Here is an 18,445-nt window from a genome sequence, read left to right as displayed (position 1 = left end):
TAAATAAAATTAAAATGTTAAGATCAAAAACCAATTTAATAATAATCAGTTTTTTAAGCATCCTATTATATTCATGTAGTAGTGATGATGATAAAATTATTGAACCAACTAAGCCAGTAAAAGAAAAAGACACCTATGCACTTCTAACGGCAGTAAAAGGAGGAACTTTCAACTATAGCTTGTACTTACAAACTATGGATAATTTGACCAAAACCAAAGACCTTGATAATAAAAATGCTACTGAAATAGTTGCTGAAACTGTTACGGGAGTTTATCAATACGATGGTAATTTCTATACCAATCTATATTTTACCCCAGAAAGAATTGAAAAATGGTCTTTAAATGAAAAACAAGAATTAACAAAACAAGGTTCTATTAGCCTTGGAGAACTAGGGTATCAAGGAAATGTATATTTCAAAGATAAAAACACAGCATTTGTTGGAGGCCCAGCAGGTACCAAGATCGCAATTTTTAATCCTGAAACAATGACAAAAACAGGGTATATAGATTACAGCTCTGTTTCTCGTATCGGAGAAGTAACTAATTACCCTAATCAAGGAGATAAAATTAATATACAAGCACCTAGTGAAATGATCGTAAGTGGTAACTATCTGTATATTGGATTTTGTTTCCTTAACGACTTTCAAACCTATACACCAGCTTCTCCTACTGCAGACATCCTAGTAGTAGACCTTACCAAAATAGATCCTAGCTCAGCAGATAATTCTAATGCAATCGTAAAATGGATATCAAATGACAAAGGAAATAGTGTTGGATCATGGAACTCAGGTTTTGGAGCTAAATTTATGATCACAGATGAAAAAAATGATATCTACCTATTATCTCATAATTACTGGGGAGCTGTAAATATTGGCAAGCCAGCTTGTATATTAAGAATAAAATCTGGTCAAACCGATTTTGATGCAGATTACTACTTTGATCTAGAAACTGCAAGTCGAGGTATAGGAAATCCTGTTATGAATCTTGAATATGCAGGTAACGGTATTTTCTTTGCTACATCAAATGATATTACAGCAATAAACCCAGATGATCCATATTCTTATTACCAAGACCCAATTGCACAATGGTATAAGTTTGATCTACATGATAAAACTGCTACCAAAGTAAATGATGAATATACACAAGGATCATATGCTAGTTGTGTTTATTTTGAAGATGACAAAGCATATATCCCTTTTAAAACGAAAACAAAATCGTACATAAAAGAAGTGAATATAAATACCCTCGAGAGTAAAGATATTATTACTGCCGCAGGAATCCCTAGAGTTTTTAAACTCAAATAACCAACAAGATTAAGAATGATGAGCTACTACTCATCATTCTTAATCTATTAAAGTTAACCACAATGATAGTTATATGAAAATCGCCATCTACAGTATTCGTTTTTTATTTGCACTTCTTTTTATATATAATGGTATAGAAAAATTATTTATCCCATATGATTCATCTGCTTTTAGAGAAAGTCTTCCTGAAAATAGCGATACGTTTTTTGAATTTTATCACCTGTTACAGACTACAGGTTTTATCTGTTTTGTAGGTTTTTTTCAAATACTATGTGGAACTCTTTTAATATTTAAACGAACCTACTTTTTAGGAAGCATTATGCTCACCCCTATTCTTTTATGTATGGTAATGACGCATGTTTTTATTACAAGAAACCCATCATATCTAGCTTTTGACTCCCTCTTATTTTTATGTAATGTATATCTGATAGGGTCTAATTTCAAAAAAATAAAGCCAGCTATTTTACAACCTCAACAAGGATTGATATAAATCTCTGATTAGAGTGATTACCTTTTTTAAAAATTAAAATTATCGATCATGAAAAAAAACAACATATTCTTTATAGTAATATATATATTACTCATTATATCCTCTTGTTCTTCTGATAAAGATGAAACTTCTGCAAAATATCAATTAGCAAATGCAAAAAACAATGTTGAGTGGACAGCCTATAAAACAACAGAAAAAACACCAGTAAAAGGAACTTTTTCTAGCATAAAGATTACTTCTCATGGAGAAGGTAATACGCTCAAAGAAGCAATAGAAAATGTAGAATTCAATATCCCTATTAGCTCTATAAAAAGTGAAGGTAGAGAATATAATATCATCAATTTTTTCTTTAAAGCAATGGATAATACCAGTCTCTTATCAGGAAAAATAAAGCTAACTGATGATACCACTGGCTATGTAGAAATCACAATGAACGGAGCCAAAGAAAACCTACCCTTTACATACAATATAGAAGGAGAGAAATTCAAATTAAATGCGACCATGGACTTAAGTAAATGGAAAGCAGATAAGGCTATTAAATCATTAAATGATCAGTGCAAATTACTACACCAAGGAAGTGATGGTATCACAAAGCTATGGAACGATGTATCGCTAGAAATTACCTCCAATTTCAACCAATAACAAAGCCTCTATTATGAAACTAGAAATAAACAACTTATCAAAAAAATACCCTAATGGGGTAAAAGCATTACAAAATGTATCGCTATCTATAGGTAAAGGTATGTTTGGCCTACTCGGACAAAATGGAGCAGGTAAATCTACTCTTATGCGCACCATAGCAACACTTCAAAATCCAGACAGTGGAGCTATTCATTTTAATAATATCGATGTCTTAAAAGAGCCTCACGAAATACGCAAAATCTTGGGGTATTTACCTCAAGAATTTGGAGTATACCCAAATGTAAATGCATACGAAATGTTGATGCATATGGCTGACATGAAAGGAATCAGTAACAAAAAAGAAAGAAAAGAAATTGTAGAGGCATTGTTACATAAAGTAAACCTTTGGGATGCAAAAAAGAATACGCTAGGAGGATATTCTGGTGGGATGAAACAACGTTTTGGGATTGCTCAAGCATTACTAAACAACCCACAACTTATCATCGTAGATGAACCTACTGCAGGATTAGACCCTATGGAGCGTAACCGATTCTATAACCTTCTATCTGAATTAAGTGAAGATACTATTGTCATATTATCTACTCACATTGTAGAAGATGTAAGTACCCTGTGCAATGACATGGCTATCATAGGAAACGGAAAAGTACTACGCACAGGAAAACCTGATGTATTAGAAGTATCTTTAAAAGACATGCTATGGGAGCTACAAATTGATAAAGATCAATTGCACAATTACAAAAAAGAACACCTTGTGATCTCCAATCGTATTCATAGAGGAAAAATGATGATCACCGTCGTAGCAGAAGATATTCCTACCCCTCATTTTTTACCAAAATCTCCTACACTAGAAGATATTTATTTCTACGAAATTCAACCAGAACGTTTAACTAAAAAGGAATTGAGTTATGCTTAAAAAGATTATTAGTTTCGAAATAGGAAACCGTATAAAATCTCCCATATTCTATTTCTACATATTGCTAATGGTTTTACAAGTAGTTATATTAACCAAAGGCATATACGACTACTACATCAATGATGCTGTACTTATAAACTCTTCTACAGTATTGTACAAGGATTTTACTGGTGGAGGAATGATTCTTATAATACTCATTGCTATTATTACAGGAATGGTATTATATAAAGATATCGAGTATAAAACGGCAGAGACTATTTACACTTTTCCTGTTAATGAAAAAATGTTTTTTGTAGGGAAATTTTTGGCCGCTTTTCTCATCAATCTTATTATTACCTCTGGTTTTGTTTTTGGTATGTTCCTATTACCATACGCAGGCATAGGTAAGCCCGAAGACTTTGGCCCTCCCCCATTATTACAAATGGCACACGGGTACTTTGTACTTTTGGTTCCTAATATTTTTTTGCTAACAGCAGCTTGTTTTATTCCTATGGTATTTACAAGAAAACTATATTCTAGTTATTTAGGTATATTAACCATAACCATCCTTTTTGTAATTTTTGAAGGAGTTAGTCATACATCTACAAATATTGAATTGATAGAAATTTTAGACCCTATCTCTTATGTATATGTAGCAGAAGCTTTAGATGTTATACCCACCCATGCAAAAAACACAGCATTTTTACCACTTACAACCACCTACTTTATCAACAAAGGGTTATGGCTCTCGCTAGCTTTCATTGGGTTATTTTTGGCATACAAAAGGTTTTCTTTTTCCTATTTTATAGAGAAAAAGCCAGGAAAACTAAATTCTACCCAAAATACGCATAACAAAAATTTAGCCTCAGAAATAAGAACTAATGTGTTACCAAAAGTACAATTAGTCTATACTCAAAGAGAATACCTTGCCAAGTTTTTCCGTTTGGCAAAACTGGAATTTTTAAATCTGGTACGACCCAAAAGTTTTAAAATAGTTTTTGGAATCATTCTTCTACTTTTTCTATTACAAAATTTCTTATTTAATGCCTCTTACTACATTGGCCCAGAACACCCTATAACAACCAATATGACCCAAAACAGGCTTATACTGGGGGTATTTATAATTATCTTGATAATGTTCTGGACAGGAGAGCTTATTTTTAAAGAAAAGACCACTAATCTTTGGCAAATTACAGATACATTACCTATCCCAGTATGGGTAAGGTTATTATCAAAATATACTGCAATGGCAGGTGTTGCCTTTATCTTAGGACTTGCTATTGTAATTTCTGGTGTAATCACACAATTAGCATATGGGTTTACAAACATAGAATGGAGCTTATATGCAGAAGATGTATTTGGGTATAAATTTGGTTGGTTAACATACTTAAGCATGATGACCTTGCCTTTTTTTGTTGCAGGAATTACAGGAAAACGGTTTTTAACACATATAGTATCTATAGGTTTTTTCATCTTTACTATTATTGCTTTTGAATTAAATGTAATAGAAGACCATAGATTAGGACTTCTAGTCGGAGTGCCTGGATTAGAAGATTATTCAGAAATTGGCGGGTATGGTACCTATTCATCAACTTCCTTTTGGTTTTTCTCTATGTGGGGAGTAATCGCAATATTCTTTATGCTTTCTGCTATTTATTTTTGGAAACGAGGGAACAAACAAGATTGGATAAAAAAACTGACACTAAGAGGTGAACAGCTAAATTGGGGTGGAAAAATTGCATCCATTGGTTGCTTGATTCTCTTCTTTGTACTGCAATCTTTTATCTCAAAAAATATAGAAGACAACTATAAAACAATAGCCGCAGAAGAAGCAGAACAGGCTGCATATGAAACAAAATACAAATACATAGAAGCCTATGCACAACCTATTATAAATACAATAGATATAGCTGTTGATCTATACCCAAAAGATCGAAAAATTGAGTATACCACACACTATACCTTAAAAAACGAAAGCAATTCCTCTATCGATACGCTGTATATAAATCTATCTGATTATACAACCATTCAAGAACTGAGTGTAAATAGTACTATTCTCTCCTCTCATTGGGAAGATCAAGAACATTACATATACGCATATCCACTATCAAAAACTTTGTTGCCAAATAATGAAGTACAGTTCTATATCAAAGCATCAAAGCAATATAAAGGATTATCTACTATAGACCCTCAAACAGACATAACCTATAATGGTTCTGTTATAAATAGAGATCTTTTCCCTCAATTTGGATACAACCATAAAAAAGAGCTGGATGAGAATAAAAAAAGAAGAGGTGTTGGATTAGAAAAAATACAATCCAAAATGAATGCTGTAACAGATATCAAAGCATTGAATCAAAATTATTTTTCTAAGGATGCTCATAAAGTAACTGGTAAAATTACTGTAAGTACTTCTATCGATCAACAACCTCTATCTATAGGAAAAATAGAAAAAAGATGGAGTGATACCAATAGAAATTATGTGAGACATACTATAGATACTCCTACAGATTTCAACATCAATATTGCATCTGCAGCGTATGTCAATACCAAAGTTACCTATAAAGATATAGACACCTATATTTGGTATAAAAAAACCAATGGCTTTAATATTGACACCTACAAAAAAGCAATCATTGATGGGCTACAGTTTATCGAAAAAAATATAGGAAAACCTACTTACAAAGAGATAAACATAGCAGAAATATCATATTACAACGACCCTTTCTATGTAAATTCTAATCTAATTCTTATTTCTGAAAAAGATGGATGGAGAGCTGATACCAGTTTAAAAAAAGAAGAAAGTTATATTCATTTCTCAGTAATAACACAACTGATAAAACAGCAACTATTTTCTAAAACTGAAATCGCAAATGTACAAGGAGCAGAAATGCTAACCTCTGCATTACCTCAAGCCATTGCATTACAAATAATCAAGCAAAAATTCGGAAAAGAAATAATAGCTAATTATTTAAAGCAAAAGAAAAACACATATGAAAAAAATAGAGGTAATGAACCAAATACAGAACCACCATTACTGTATGCAGATGGATCAGAGTATCTAGAAAAAAACAAAGGAACTTATGAGCTTTATCATCTAAGTACTCTTCTGGGAGTAGATACTTTTAATCAAATTACAAATGATTACATAGATCGCAATTCAGGTTCATTACTTGTTTTCAAGAATCTCTATAAGGAACTTTATAAAGCTGTTCCCAACAACCAAAAAGATGCTATAAAATCAGCATTTGAAGAAGCAGGTATTACAATTGCCAAACAATCTTTATAAAAAAACAAATTAACCAACCTTTTCTCACCATACCAGAGATATCAAATAACAAGATATCTCTGGTAATTCTTAACCAGAAAAGAATTTGTTCTTTCAATCAAAAGAAAAAATGACAGATACCATTATAGATAAGTTAAAATCAAGAGCAGAGACATCTCCAAATGGGCTTGCTTATAGCTTTATTGACAAAGATTTAAATAGCACTGGTATTACGTACTCTCAACTATTGGATCAGGTACATCAATACGCATTACAATTAGTAAAGCATCAAATTAATTATGGAGATCGATGTCTTTTACTTTTTCCTCAAGGATTAGATTTTATTATCTCTTTTTTAGGTTGTAGTTGGGTTGGTGCTATCCCAATCCCTCTCAATATGCCAGGCAGAAATAAACCCTTAACCAAATGGGAGAAAATCGTGACCGACTGTGATGCAAAAGCTATTTTAACCAACATTCCAAATTTTGATTTTTTATCAAAATGTATCTCTCAATCTTCTATACTATCCTCTATTTCATTATTCTCTTTTCTGCCTCAAGAAAAAAATAATATCTCTGTTCCTGATAATGCTATTAATGAACTAGCCTTTCTTCAATATACTTCTGGATCAACAGGAAATCCAAAAGGAGTAATGGTTACGCAATCTTCTTTGGCCAACAACCTAAAAGAAGTAAAACTATTTCTCGATATAAAAGAAGAGAGTGTAATCATAAGCTGGTTACCGTTTTATCATGATATGGGACTTATCTTTGGTATACTACAAGGCTTATTCTCGGGTTGTAAAGTATATCTAATAAGCCCAACCGATTTTATGAGTCAACCCTTTATATGGGCAAAAGCTATATCTCAATACAAAGGAACTCATATATCTGCACCAAATTTTGCGTATGAATTAATTGCAGAAAAGTTAGAAAAGACAGCTACAAAAGATATTTCACTAAGCACATTGGTAAGAGCTGTTTGTGGGGCAGAACCTATCCATCTCAGTACCATGTATCGTTTTTATACTATTGCATCCAAATTCGGAATGGGGTCTACTACCTTATCACCAAGTTATGGATTGGCAGAAAGCACCCTCGCTATTTCATCCACATTTATAGGCAATAAAGTAAACTGGATAGAAGTAGAACGAAAAGAGCTTTTAAATAATAAAGTAACCATCATAAATCAAGGAGTACTACAAGATAGTACTGCGCCTATAGATAAAAAAGAAGATCACACCTCTTTTCTAATCAGCAATGGCACTATCATAAATGACAATCAGGTAACCATTATAAACCCAAATAACAACACTGTTCTACCACCTTATGAGATCGGAGAAATTTGCTTTTCTGGGCCTTCTGTAACCAAAGGGTATTGGAATAACCCTGAAGCTACCAAAAAAGCTTTTGTAACAGATCATTCTATAAGCACTACCCCTTACTTAAAAACAGGAGATTTAGGCTTTTTGGATACTCATAATGAACTATACGTAACAGGGCGAATAAAGGATCTCATCATTATCAACGGGGTTAATTATTACCCTCATGATATTGAGCGATCTGCCTTTACCTCTAATCAAAATTTTAGAACAGACGGTGCAGCCGCTTTTGCAATTAGCAAAGAAGGACAAGAAAAAGTGGTACTCATACAGGAGCTGACCAGAGAAGCCGTTAGAAATCCACAATACGACCTTTGGGTACAGCAAATCAAAGAAGAAATCATAAGAACACATGGTATATTATTAGAAGTAATTCTATTTATACCCCCAATGCATATCCCTAGAACAACCAGCGGAAAAATACAACGTAGTAAGTCTAAAGCTACCTACCTCAACAAAGAATGGAGAAAAATACTTTATAGCTATACCAGAACCTATAGAGAACATCATATAGATGATATTCATAATGAAGAACAAATAAATGAATACCTCACCCTATTAGTAGCAGATCAATTAGGAGTATCAAAAACAGGCTTTGATCGCAACATACCCTTTGTAGAACTTGGTATTACTTCTATGATGTCATTGCTCATTAGAGATACACTAGAAAATACGCTACAACAATCAATACCAGCTACTGTACTATTCAATTATAATACAATTGACCAATTAAGTAACTACCTCGCAAACCTTAAAACCGAAACCAAAAACACTAATAAAGTAGTAGAGATAGAAAATTCAACACCACAAGAATCTGATTATGATACCTACTCAGAAGATGATCTCCTTACCCTATTAGATAAAGAACTAAATGATTAGTCATGGAAAAACCAACACCAGATAAGACTCAAATTTTAAAAAAAGCGCTCACAGAAATAAAACGTTTAAAACTAGAAGTAAAAAAAAATTCAACTAACCAACAAGAACCTATTGCTGTCATAGGCATGGCATGCAGATTTCCAGGAGGTATCAATTCACCCAAAGAGTACTGGCAAGCTTTGCTAGATCAAAAAGACATGACCTCTAAAGTCCCCAAAGATCGGTGGGCCAATTATGATCAAGAAAAGATCAAAGAGCATCCTTTTTTACAAAAAGGAGGTTTTTTATTAGACGATGTTCATGCATTTGATCATCGATTGTTTAGGCTTTCTCCAAATGAGGTTGAGAAAATTGATCCGCAGCAACGTCTTTTCTTAAAAGTATGCTGGGAAGCAATCGAAAACTCTGGCTACGCCCCCACCTCATTAAAAGGTTCTAAAACAGGAATCTATGCTGGAGCCTCTGCTATTGATCATATCCAACAACTTACTCACTTACAAAATGAGAATACAGCTATTGATCCAAATGATGCTATGGGAGCAGGTTTTTCATTTATTTCGGGTAGAGCCTCTTACTTTTTTGGTTTTCAAGGACCTGGTATCACCACCGATACTGCTTGTTCTTCTTCTTTGGTATCTGTAGACTTAGCGTGTAAGGGACTACTATCTGGTGATTGTAATATGGCTATCGCGGGGGGTGTTAATCTTATGCTTTCTCCAAAAACAACAGAATTAATGGCCTCGCTTAATATCTTATCAAAAGACTGTCAAAGCAGAACTTTTGATGCTACCGCAAATGGTACTGTACGTGGTGAAGGGAGCGGTGTTGTAATTCTTAAAAAGCTTTCTGATGCCCAAAAAGATGGAGATCATATTCATGCTATTATAAAAGGTAGTGGCACAAATCAAGATGGATTAAGTTCTGGATTAACAGCTCCGTACGGACCTGCTCAAGAAAAATTAATTCGGGATGTATGGAAACGAAGTAATGTAGATGCTAATGATATTGATTTTATAGAAACCCACGGCACTGGCACAGCTCTGGGAGATCCTATAGAAATTACTGCTCTAGGTAATCTTATCACAGATACCCGAGAAAAACCAGTCTATCTAGGGGCTGTAAAAACCTCATTAGGACACCTTGAAGCCGCCGCAGGTATCGCAGGGTTAATAAAAGCAATACTAGCTGTAGAAAAAGGAAAAATACCTGGTAATCTACATTTCAAAAAACCATCTCCTCATATCAACTGGTCAGATCAAAAGTTTGCTATTCCTCAAGAAACAATCCCTTGGAGCAAAACCACTACCAGAAAAGCCGCCATCAGTTCATTTGGATTAAGCGGTACAAACGCACATATAGTTGTAGAACAACACCCTACAGAGTTAAAGCAATACAGTAGTCAAAAAAAAAATCTTCAAGAAGAAAAGAGTTGGCCTTTTAAATTTAGTTCAGTTACCAAAAAAGGAATCAAAGATCAACTAGCCTCTTTTTTATCCTTTATAGAAAAAAAAGAACCAACGAGATTATCTGGCATAAGCTATGCTCAAAATATAACAAAAGCCGACCTCAAAGAAAAAATAGTTGTGTGGGCTGATACCACCGAGGAACTAAAAATTAACTTAAAAAATGCAATCAAAGGAATATCAGATGCCAGTATAAATCGCGCTATATTCAACAAAAAACCAGTATTCTTATTTAGTGGTATCGGATCACAGTACCCAGAGATGCTAAAAGAGTTTTACTCTCAAAACAATACCTTCAAAAAATATCTAGACCGCTGTAATCAACATTATAAAGAACAAACCCAAAATGATCTTTTAGATATCATATTTTCTCCCAAGGACTTGGTTATCCAAATGCGATATACACAAGTTTCAATATTTGCTATAGAATATGCGCTATCAAAAATGTGGATGGATTATGGGGTCACCCCCAATCTATTAATAGGTCATAGTATGGGAGAATATGCCGCCGCTTGCTTGGCAGGTGTATTTAGCCTTTCTGATGCCATACGATTAATAACCGCCAGAGGAGAATTAATGTATGCCTTGCCAAAAAATGGTGCTATGGCAGCTGTATCAACCAATGAAGAGACGATACAAGAGGTTCTAAAAAGTGCAAAGCTAACGACTATTGCGGCTATAAACACCAATGAACAAACCGTAATCTCTGGATGCAAAATAGAGATTGATGAAATACGAAAAAAGCTGAAAGAAAAAAGAATTGCATCTGCCTTATTAAAAGTGTCACACGCTGCACATTCTCCGCTCATGAAACAAATGCTAGAAAGTTTTAATAGCATCTTAAAAACCATACAGTACAACAAACCCACAATCACTATTATTTCTTGTCTTACAGGAGAAAAAGCCACTGCAAATATCGCTTCTTGGCAGTATTGGAGTGATCACATTCTGGCTCCTGTAAAATTTTATAAAAGCATACAATCCATAAAAAATATAGAAGACAGCTTGTTTCTAGAAGTAGGCCCTACCCCAACACTTATTAATATGGTTGAGCAAATAAGTGATGTAGGTGTCGAGACTTTGGCATCAAACTACAAAGGTTTTAGCACCATTAATCAAATAGAAAAAAGTGTAGTTGACTTATATCTTAATGGTACTCTTATAAATTGGAGAGCATATTATGCAGATAGAAACCTAGAAAAAGAAGAGGTACCAAACTATACTTTTAGAGAACAGCACTTCAGTCTCAATACTTCACTTGAAACATATACCTTACCTCAAACTCATATTTGGGATAAGATCAAAGAAAATATCGATACTTCTTCTCTCACAGAGGAAGAAAAGAGACATACCCCAGCCATTCTAGAATTTATAAAAAACAACCCGCATACAACCCCAAAAGAGGAAGAAGATATAGAGGCCCCACAAGAAATCATCACTACCGCTTTTGGTAATCTAGAAGAGGTAAAAACATACATTAGAAAAATACTCATAAAAGAATGGAAAATAGAGGAAGAAGATTTACAAAATGATGAAAACCTATTACTATTAGGTCTTAACTCTATTTTGATAGCCCGACTAACAGCCTATTGGAAAAAAGATCTTCATATTTCTTTAAAACCTGCTACTTTTTTAAAAAATAGTACAATCAATCAATGGAGCGAACTTCTCTATAACCAATTACAGAGTGCTACAATAGAAAACAACTCGCTAGCTCCTGTATTTGAGACATCTCCAGAACAACGATATGAATCATTCTCTCTAAACGAGATTCAATATGCATATTGGGCAGGACGAAATCATGAAATGGATTGGGGAGGTGTAAGTTGTAGTACTTATTTTGAAATGGATGTTGATCATCTGGATATCCAAAAATTTGAGCAGGCACTATCTAACCTTATCAAGAGGCATGAAATGCTACGGTGTATCATTACTGAAGATGGTACTCAACAAATCATGGAGACTATACCTATACCGTTTACAGTCTATCCTATATCTGATTCTACCACTACCAATACGCATCTACAAAAGTTACGTAATGAGATGTCTACTAGGATCATCCCTGCAGGTACTCCAATGTTTGATATACGTATCTCTGAATTAGAAGGGCATAAAAAACGAATTCATTTCTCTATAGATTTTATCATTGCTGATGCCCTGAGTTTATTTATATTCTGGAAAGATTTATATCTATTCTATACAGACCATACCTTACCCTCTCTAGAGATATCCTACAAAGATTATTTGCAGTATCATGAGAAACGAAAATCAACCAGTCTATATAATAAAGCAGCACAATACTGGACAGACAGAGTTTCACAGTTTCCGCTTGCCCCCCAATTACCAGTAAAAGATGCTGGGCAGAAGCATGTTGATGGCAATTTTAAAAGAAGAGAACACTGGATAAATCCTACCTCGTGGAAATCCTTTGTAAAACATGCAGCAACAAAGAACCTCACCCCTTCTGCCGCATTACTTACGCTATATGCAGAAATTCTTTCTGCCTGGGGAGGTGGTAGTCATTTTGCCATTATGCTTACTGTTTTTAATAGAGATGACGTACACCCACAAGTCAATGAAATCATTGGTGATTTTACACAACTTACTCTAGTAGAAATCAAAAGAGAACAACAATCTGTAGCAGAAAATGGTACCAAAATACAAACACAAGTACATACTGATCTAGAAAACAGCACCTACTCTGCTCTTGAATTTGTAAAAACCTTAAATACTCAATCTGATATCAAAGATCGTATGTACCCTATTGTATTTACCAGTGCTCTGGGGGTTGATGATCTTAATCAAAATGAACAATTAGGCTTTTTAAACCAAGTAAAATGGTCTGTCTCTTCTACTCCACAAGTATGGATAGATCATCAGGTATATAATGAAAATGATGGTGTTACCTTATCATGGGACACCCTAGATGCTGTTTTTCCTGATAGTATGATCGATGCAATGTTCAAAAAATATGCTGAACTCGTTGAGCTTGCCATCGCAGATAATACATTCTGGGAGCATAGCTTAACTGATGTAAGAACGCATAAACAGCAAGGGCTTCAAAAAGAAGCGAATCATACTACTGCATCTTTTAAAAATGCAGTATTGCACAAACAGATTTGTACCAATGCCATACAAATACCCAATAAAACAGCGATCGTTTGTAATCGAGAAAAATTCTCTTACCAACAACTCAAAAAAAGAGCAGATCAAGTATCGCAACTATTACAAGAAAACGGAATCGATAAAGGCGATAAAGTAGCCATACAAATGGCTAAATCATTTGATCAAATTGCTATAGTAGTAGGAATTGTACAAATAGGAGCTATATACATTCCGTTTACACATGATCAACCCTCAAGCAGAACTGTTGAAATATTAGAACTATCTGGGGCAACCACTATATTTACAGATCGATTACTTGATATTAGCAATCAAGAAACATCCATATATACAATACAGGATATCGATGCCAAACAAGGAAATTGGAAAACCGTTTCTATCGACCCCTCTGCACTAGCATATATCATTTATACTTCTGGCTCTACTGGTACCCCCAAAGGAGTTTGTATTCAACATGAAGCCGCAATGAATACGATTCTTGATGTAAACAAAAAGCTTACAATTACAGGAAAAGATAGTGTTTTGGGGGTTTCCTCTTTAAGTTTTGATCTTTCTGTATATGATATATTTGGGATACTACATGCAGGAGGAACTCTGGTTTTACCTACAGAAGAAGAGCGTATTGACCCCAAATGCTGGAGAGCATTATCTTTTGAGCATCAAGTAACTTTATGGAACTCTGTGCCGGCATTAATGGATATTTATACAAACTATATCCTACAAAACCCAACCGTTGGCCAGGATCATTCTATACAACGCATTATCCACTCTGGCGATTGGATTCCGCTAGGGCTTATTCAAAAAATAAATACCGCAATTCCCAATGCCAAACTCACCAGTATGGGGGGCGCTACAGAGGCTTCTATTTGGTCCAACTATTATCATGTAGATACACTGGATCCAAATTGGAAATCAATACCCTATGGGTATCCATTGGCAAATCAAGAGTTTTATATCCTTGATGAGTTTAACAGGCCTTGCCCAGAATGGGTAGAAGGAAAACTGCATATCGCTGGCAAAGGACTCGCAACTGGCTATCTCAAAGATAAAGAGCGTACCGATAAAGCTTTCTTTTTTGAAAAAGAATTACAAAAAAGACTCTATGATACTGGAGATTATGGCAGGTATAGACAGGGTGATATTATAGAGTTTTTAGGGCGAAAGGATGCACAATTAAAAATTAATGGATACCGCGTAGAAATCGGAGAGATACAAGCTGCTTTTAGAAAATGCAAAGGTACTCTTGATGCTGTCATTGTTCCTATTGGGGATAAAATGGATCAGAAAAAACTAATTGCTTTTGTAAAATATCCAATCACAGAATTTTCTGAAACCGCTCTCAAATCACAATTAAAAACATACCTACCAGGGTATTTTATCCCAGAAAAAATATTCTGCTTAGATGAATATCCTATCACCTCAAACGGAAAAGTAGATAGAAAACAACTGGTACGTTATTATAATGAGTACAATACAGAGTATGCTTCTGTACACTCAAATACGATATCAAAAAATCATCCTGTATTAGACATTACCAGAAAAAGTCTGGGCATAGCACTAGAACCTCATGATAATTTTGCAGATCTAGGGGTATCATCAATAGATATCATAAAACTGGCAAACGAACTAGAAACACATTTTACAGATCGCCCCTCTGTTGGCGAAATGATTCGGTATGAGTCTATACAGGAACTCATAGCGTATTATGAGGATAAGAATTTTTCTTTTGACCAGCGAGTAGAAACACCTGTAGTAGCATCACAGTTTAGCTTATACACAAATGCACAAATAAACTACCTAAACGGTCTAGCCCCAATAGAGGATTATGAAGAGTATGTTTCTTTTAAAGAGCATATCGATGCACAAAGAACTGATTTATCAACAGAAAACAGTGTTGCCTTAGATCTTTCTACAGAAGAAGAAATTCATTCTGATAACAACTACAAAAGCTTTGGAAACTATCTAAACACTCCTATTGACACTATAGATTTTAAGCAATTTATTGCGTTGTATGTGCAAAAAAATATTTCAGGAAATAAAAACTATACATATAACTCCCTCAGTGAGACCTATCCTATACAAACCTATCTCACCGTTTTTAATAATGGGATTAAAGATATCGGGCCAGGTAATTACTATCTCGATATAAAAACGCAATCTTTGATAAAATTGAGCGATCTTAGAGAAGAAATATCGATCTCTTTTAGAAATATGGTTCCAAACGCTTCATTTTTACTTCATTTTGTAGCAGATATTGATGCTGTATACCCAATTCATCAAAACAAATCATTACAGATCTGTTATATAGAGAGTGGAATCCTTAGTCAATTACTAGAAACCAAATCCCCTTCTTTAGACATTGGGTGCGCTGCACTCACAGACTATGATTTTGATGAAGTAAAAGAAGCTTTTGATCTCTCTATTAATCACTTTTATCTACATACGATGGTTGGAGGAAAAATAGATTTTGCCAATGCGCAAAAAAACCTACAACGTATCCCAAATACAGCTCTCAACACAGATTCTCAAAAAATCTGTAGTAGTATTATAGAAACATGCAAAACCAAAGAGATACAACTGTATGTTGCTGATGGAGCATTAAAATTTAAGGCTCCAAAAGGAGCAATGACAAAAGAGATTCTAGAAAAACTAAAAGCCAATAAACCTGCGCTTATACAAACACTCATACAGCCCAAAGAGCAAGAACAGGTTACTCATATTCTAAGAAAACATCAGCCTTTTAGACTCACCCCTGTGCAATTGGCTTATCTGTTTGGCAGATCATCTAATTTTGAATTAGGAAACATCAATACACATTATTATCTTGAACTAGAATGTAATACACTAGACCCAGAACGTTTACAAAAAGCATGGAACAGTGTGATCAAACGACATGAGATGCTACGTACAAAAGTGTATGAAGATGCCACCCAACGATTGATGAAAGAAGTACCTTACTTTACCATTCCTGTAAAACAAATACAATCAGAACAAGAATTAATCGATATTAGAAACAAATGGTCTCATCGTAGTTATCAACTTGGTACCTGGCCGATGTATCATCTGCAATTAAGCCAGATTGGTGATCATACCTCTAGAATACATTTTAGTTTTGACTGCTTATTATTGGATGCTTCTAGTACAGAAATGGTGGTACAAGAAATCTTTGCTACCTATTCTGGTAGAGAAATTGAGAAACCACAATTTACTTTTAAAGAATATCTGAATCAGGAATCAAAATGGCTACATACACATAGCAATCTGGCAGAGGCCCAACATTTTTGGGATACACAGATAGATAGCATTCCTCCTGCACCAATTTTACCTTTGAAAACCAATTTTCAGGATATCGAAAAACCATTTTTCAAACGCTGGAAAATTATTCTAGATACAGATAAATCAAAGAGTTTATTAGACAAAATAAAGCAACATAGATTTACTCCCTCTGCGGTGGTATGTACCATCTTTATGAAAATCCTTGCACAATGGAGTGCCAATGATGATTTTACTATCAATCTTACCATCTTTAATAGGTTTCCTATACATAAGGATGTGCCCAAAATACTGGGTGACTTTACCAATATTACATTGATTTCTTATTTTAAGGATGACAACAAATCTATTTTACAAGAAATTGAGATGGTGCAAGAACAACTCTGGAAAGCTGTAGAATACCGTACCCAAGATGGAATGGATATTCTAAAAAGATTAGGAAAAGACACGCCTGGCAAAGCACTGATGCCTATCGTATTTACCAGCTTATTATTTGGTGATACCCAAGAAGAAGACACTCATTATCCACCAGAATTAAAAGAAGTATTTGCTATTAGCCAAACACCACAAGTAGCCATGGATCATCAGGTATATGAGCGCAATGGTTCTATTCATATCAACTGGGATATTGTAGAAGGAATTTTTGAACCTGAATGGATCGATGAAATGGTGGTAATCTATGAGAATATGCTATGCCAACTTATAGCGCTAGAGGATTGGAATGATACTCTTGAGGTATCTCTACTAGAAAAAATTTGATATACACAAAATAATATATAATGAATTATAACAATAAATGGTTCCCTTACGGTATTAGCAATTCAAAAACACCTGATGCAAAAGTATTCTGTTTTCATTACGCTGGCGGAAGCTCTAGTATTTTTAAACACTGGGTTACCAAAGAGAGTACAATAGAATTTATTCCTATAGAGCTTCCTGGCAGAGGGGGCCGAATAGGAGAACCTTGCATAGAAAACTTTAATACCTTGACACATGAGTTGATCAAAAATATCATTCCGCTACTTGATAATACCATTCCGTTTTTCTTTTTTGGTCATAGTATGGGAGCCGCCATTGCTTTTGAGGTCGCTTATCAATTAAAAAGTAAATACACTATTTCTCCTCAAAAAATTATAGTAGCAGGCAGGCATTCTCCTCATAAAATAGATACCTCAGAACTTCATAGCAGGTTAAGTAAAGATGAATTGATAACAGAATTAAGAGTATTAAACGGAACTCCAAAAGAGATTCTAGACAACAAGGAGATTATTGATTTTTTAATTCCTATGATTCGAAGCGATTTACGATTGCATGAGAGTTTTGTATACCAAAATCAAAAATTAAGCATTCCTATCATTGCACATGCTGCAAACCAAGATATCGATGCTACTCCTGCAATCATGAAGCATTGGCAAGAAGTAACTCGCGACGAATGTATTGTACAAGAGTTTGAAGGAGATCATTTTTTTGTACAAAATCTAGGAGAGACTTATCTCAACTCTCTAATAGAGGTTATAAAAGATGCTATTGCGGTACAAAAAGTAAGCTTATAACTATATAACAGATGTAAAAGAACAAAAGGAACAACTTTTTATAGTTGTTCCTTCTGGTTTAATAGGTCTATCTCTAATCAAAGAGACTAAGTCATCTCTTTTTCTCTAAAAATTCTGTGGCTATTATTGAAATATGTGGGCTTTCTAAAAACCTAAAATCAAGAAAAAACCTAAAAT

The 18,445-nt window shown here is 34.3% G+C and carries 8 protein-coding genes; all 8 read left to right on the top strand.

Annotation, left to right across the window (positions count from 1 at the left end):
• The first annotated feature begins 14 nt into the window (after nt 1–14).
• The 8 genes from CVD18_RS00565 (at nt 15) to CVD18_RS00530 (ending at nt 18,268) form a co-directional block, all read left to right on the top strand.
• A complete protein-coding gene (locus tag CVD18_RS00565) occupies nt 15–1,304 on the top strand; it encodes a DUF4374 domain-containing protein (RefSeq protein ID WP_103863505.1) in 1,290 nt (429 codons plus the stop codon).
• Nucleotides 1,305–1,377: 73 nt separating this feature from the next.
• On the top strand, nt 1,378–1,794 hold the full coding sequence (locus CVD18_RS00560) for a DoxX family membrane protein (RefSeq protein ID WP_103863504.1): 417 nt from the start codon (nt 1,378–1,380) through the stop codon (nt 1,792–1,794).
• A gap of 48 nt (nt 1,795–1,842) precedes the next feature.
• On the top strand, nt 1,843–2,436 hold the full coding sequence (locus tag CVD18_RS00555; protein ID WP_103863503.1) for a YceI family protein: 594 nt from the start codon (nt 1,843–1,845) through the stop codon (nt 2,434–2,436).
• A gap of 13 nt (nt 2,437–2,449) precedes the next feature.
• A complete protein-coding gene (locus tag CVD18_RS00550; protein ID WP_103863502.1) occupies nt 2,450–3,349 on the top strand; it encodes an ABC transporter ATP-binding protein in 900 nt (299 codons plus the stop codon).
• A complete protein-coding gene (locus CVD18_RS00545) occupies nt 3,342–6,617 on the top strand; it encodes an ABC transporter permease (protein WP_146052668.1) in 3,276 nt (1,091 codons plus the stop codon). Before CVD18_RS00550 ends, CVD18_RS00545 begins: the two co-directional genes overlap by 8 nt.
• A gap of 109 nt (nt 6,618–6,726) precedes the next feature.
• On the top strand, nt 6,727–8,856 hold the full coding sequence (locus tag CVD18_RS00540) for an AMP-binding protein (protein WP_103863500.1): 2,130 nt from the start codon (nt 6,727–6,729) through the stop codon (nt 8,854–8,856).
• A 2-nt stretch (nt 8,857–8,858) separates the two neighbouring features.
• Nucleotides 8,859–17,474, top strand: a complete 8,616-nt coding sequence (locus CVD18_RS00535; protein WP_103863499.1) for a hybrid non-ribosomal peptide synthetase/type I polyketide synthase — start codon at nt 8,859–8,861, stop codon at nt 17,472–17,474.
• Nucleotides 17,475–17,494: 20 nt separating this feature from the next.
• Nucleotides 17,495–18,268, top strand: a complete 774-nt coding sequence (locus CVD18_RS00530) for a thioesterase II family protein (protein WP_103863498.1) — start codon at nt 17,495–17,497, stop codon at nt 18,266–18,268.
• Nucleotides 18,269–18,445: the final 177 nt, after the last annotated feature.

Origin of the sequence: Aquimarina sp. I32.4, assembly GCF_002924285.1 — a bacterium.
Classification (GTDB): domain Bacteria; phylum Bacteroidota; class Bacteroidia; order Flavobacteriales; family Flavobacteriaceae; genus Aquimarina.
Note: the sequence above shows the minus strand (reverse complement) of the source record. Positions and strands in the feature narration are given on the sequence as shown.

Excerpts from the sequence above, each read along its gene's own strand:
- CVD18_RS00545 (WP_146052668.1), top strand. The coding sequence starts at position 3,342 with ATGCTTAAAAAGATTATTAGTTTCGAAATAGGAAACCGTATAAAATCT.
- CVD18_RS00530 (WP_103863498.1), top strand. The coding sequence starts at position 17,495 with ATGAATTATAACAATAAATGGTTCCCTTACGGTATTAGCAATTCAAAA.
- CVD18_RS00540 (WP_103863500.1), top strand. The coding sequence starts at position 6,727 with ATGACAGATACCATTATAGATAAGTTAAAATCAAGAGCAGAGACATCT.
- CVD18_RS00555 (WP_103863503.1), top strand. The coding sequence starts at position 1,843 with ATGAAAAAAAACAACATATTCTTTATAGTAATATATATATTACTCATT.
- CVD18_RS00565 (WP_103863505.1), top strand. The coding sequence starts at position 15 with ATGTTAAGATCAAAAACCAATTTAATAATAATCAGTTTTTTAAGCATC.
- CVD18_RS00550 (WP_103863502.1), top strand. The coding sequence starts at position 2,450 with ATGAAACTAGAAATAAACAACTTATCAAAAAAATACCCTAATGGGGTA.
- CVD18_RS00560 (WP_103863504.1), top strand. The coding sequence starts at position 1,378 with ATGAAAATCGCCATCTACAGTATTCGTTTTTTATTTGCACTTCTTTTT.
- CVD18_RS00535 (WP_103863499.1), top strand. The coding sequence starts at position 8,859 with ATGGAAAAACCAACACCAGATAAGACTCAAATTTTAAAAAAAGCGCTC.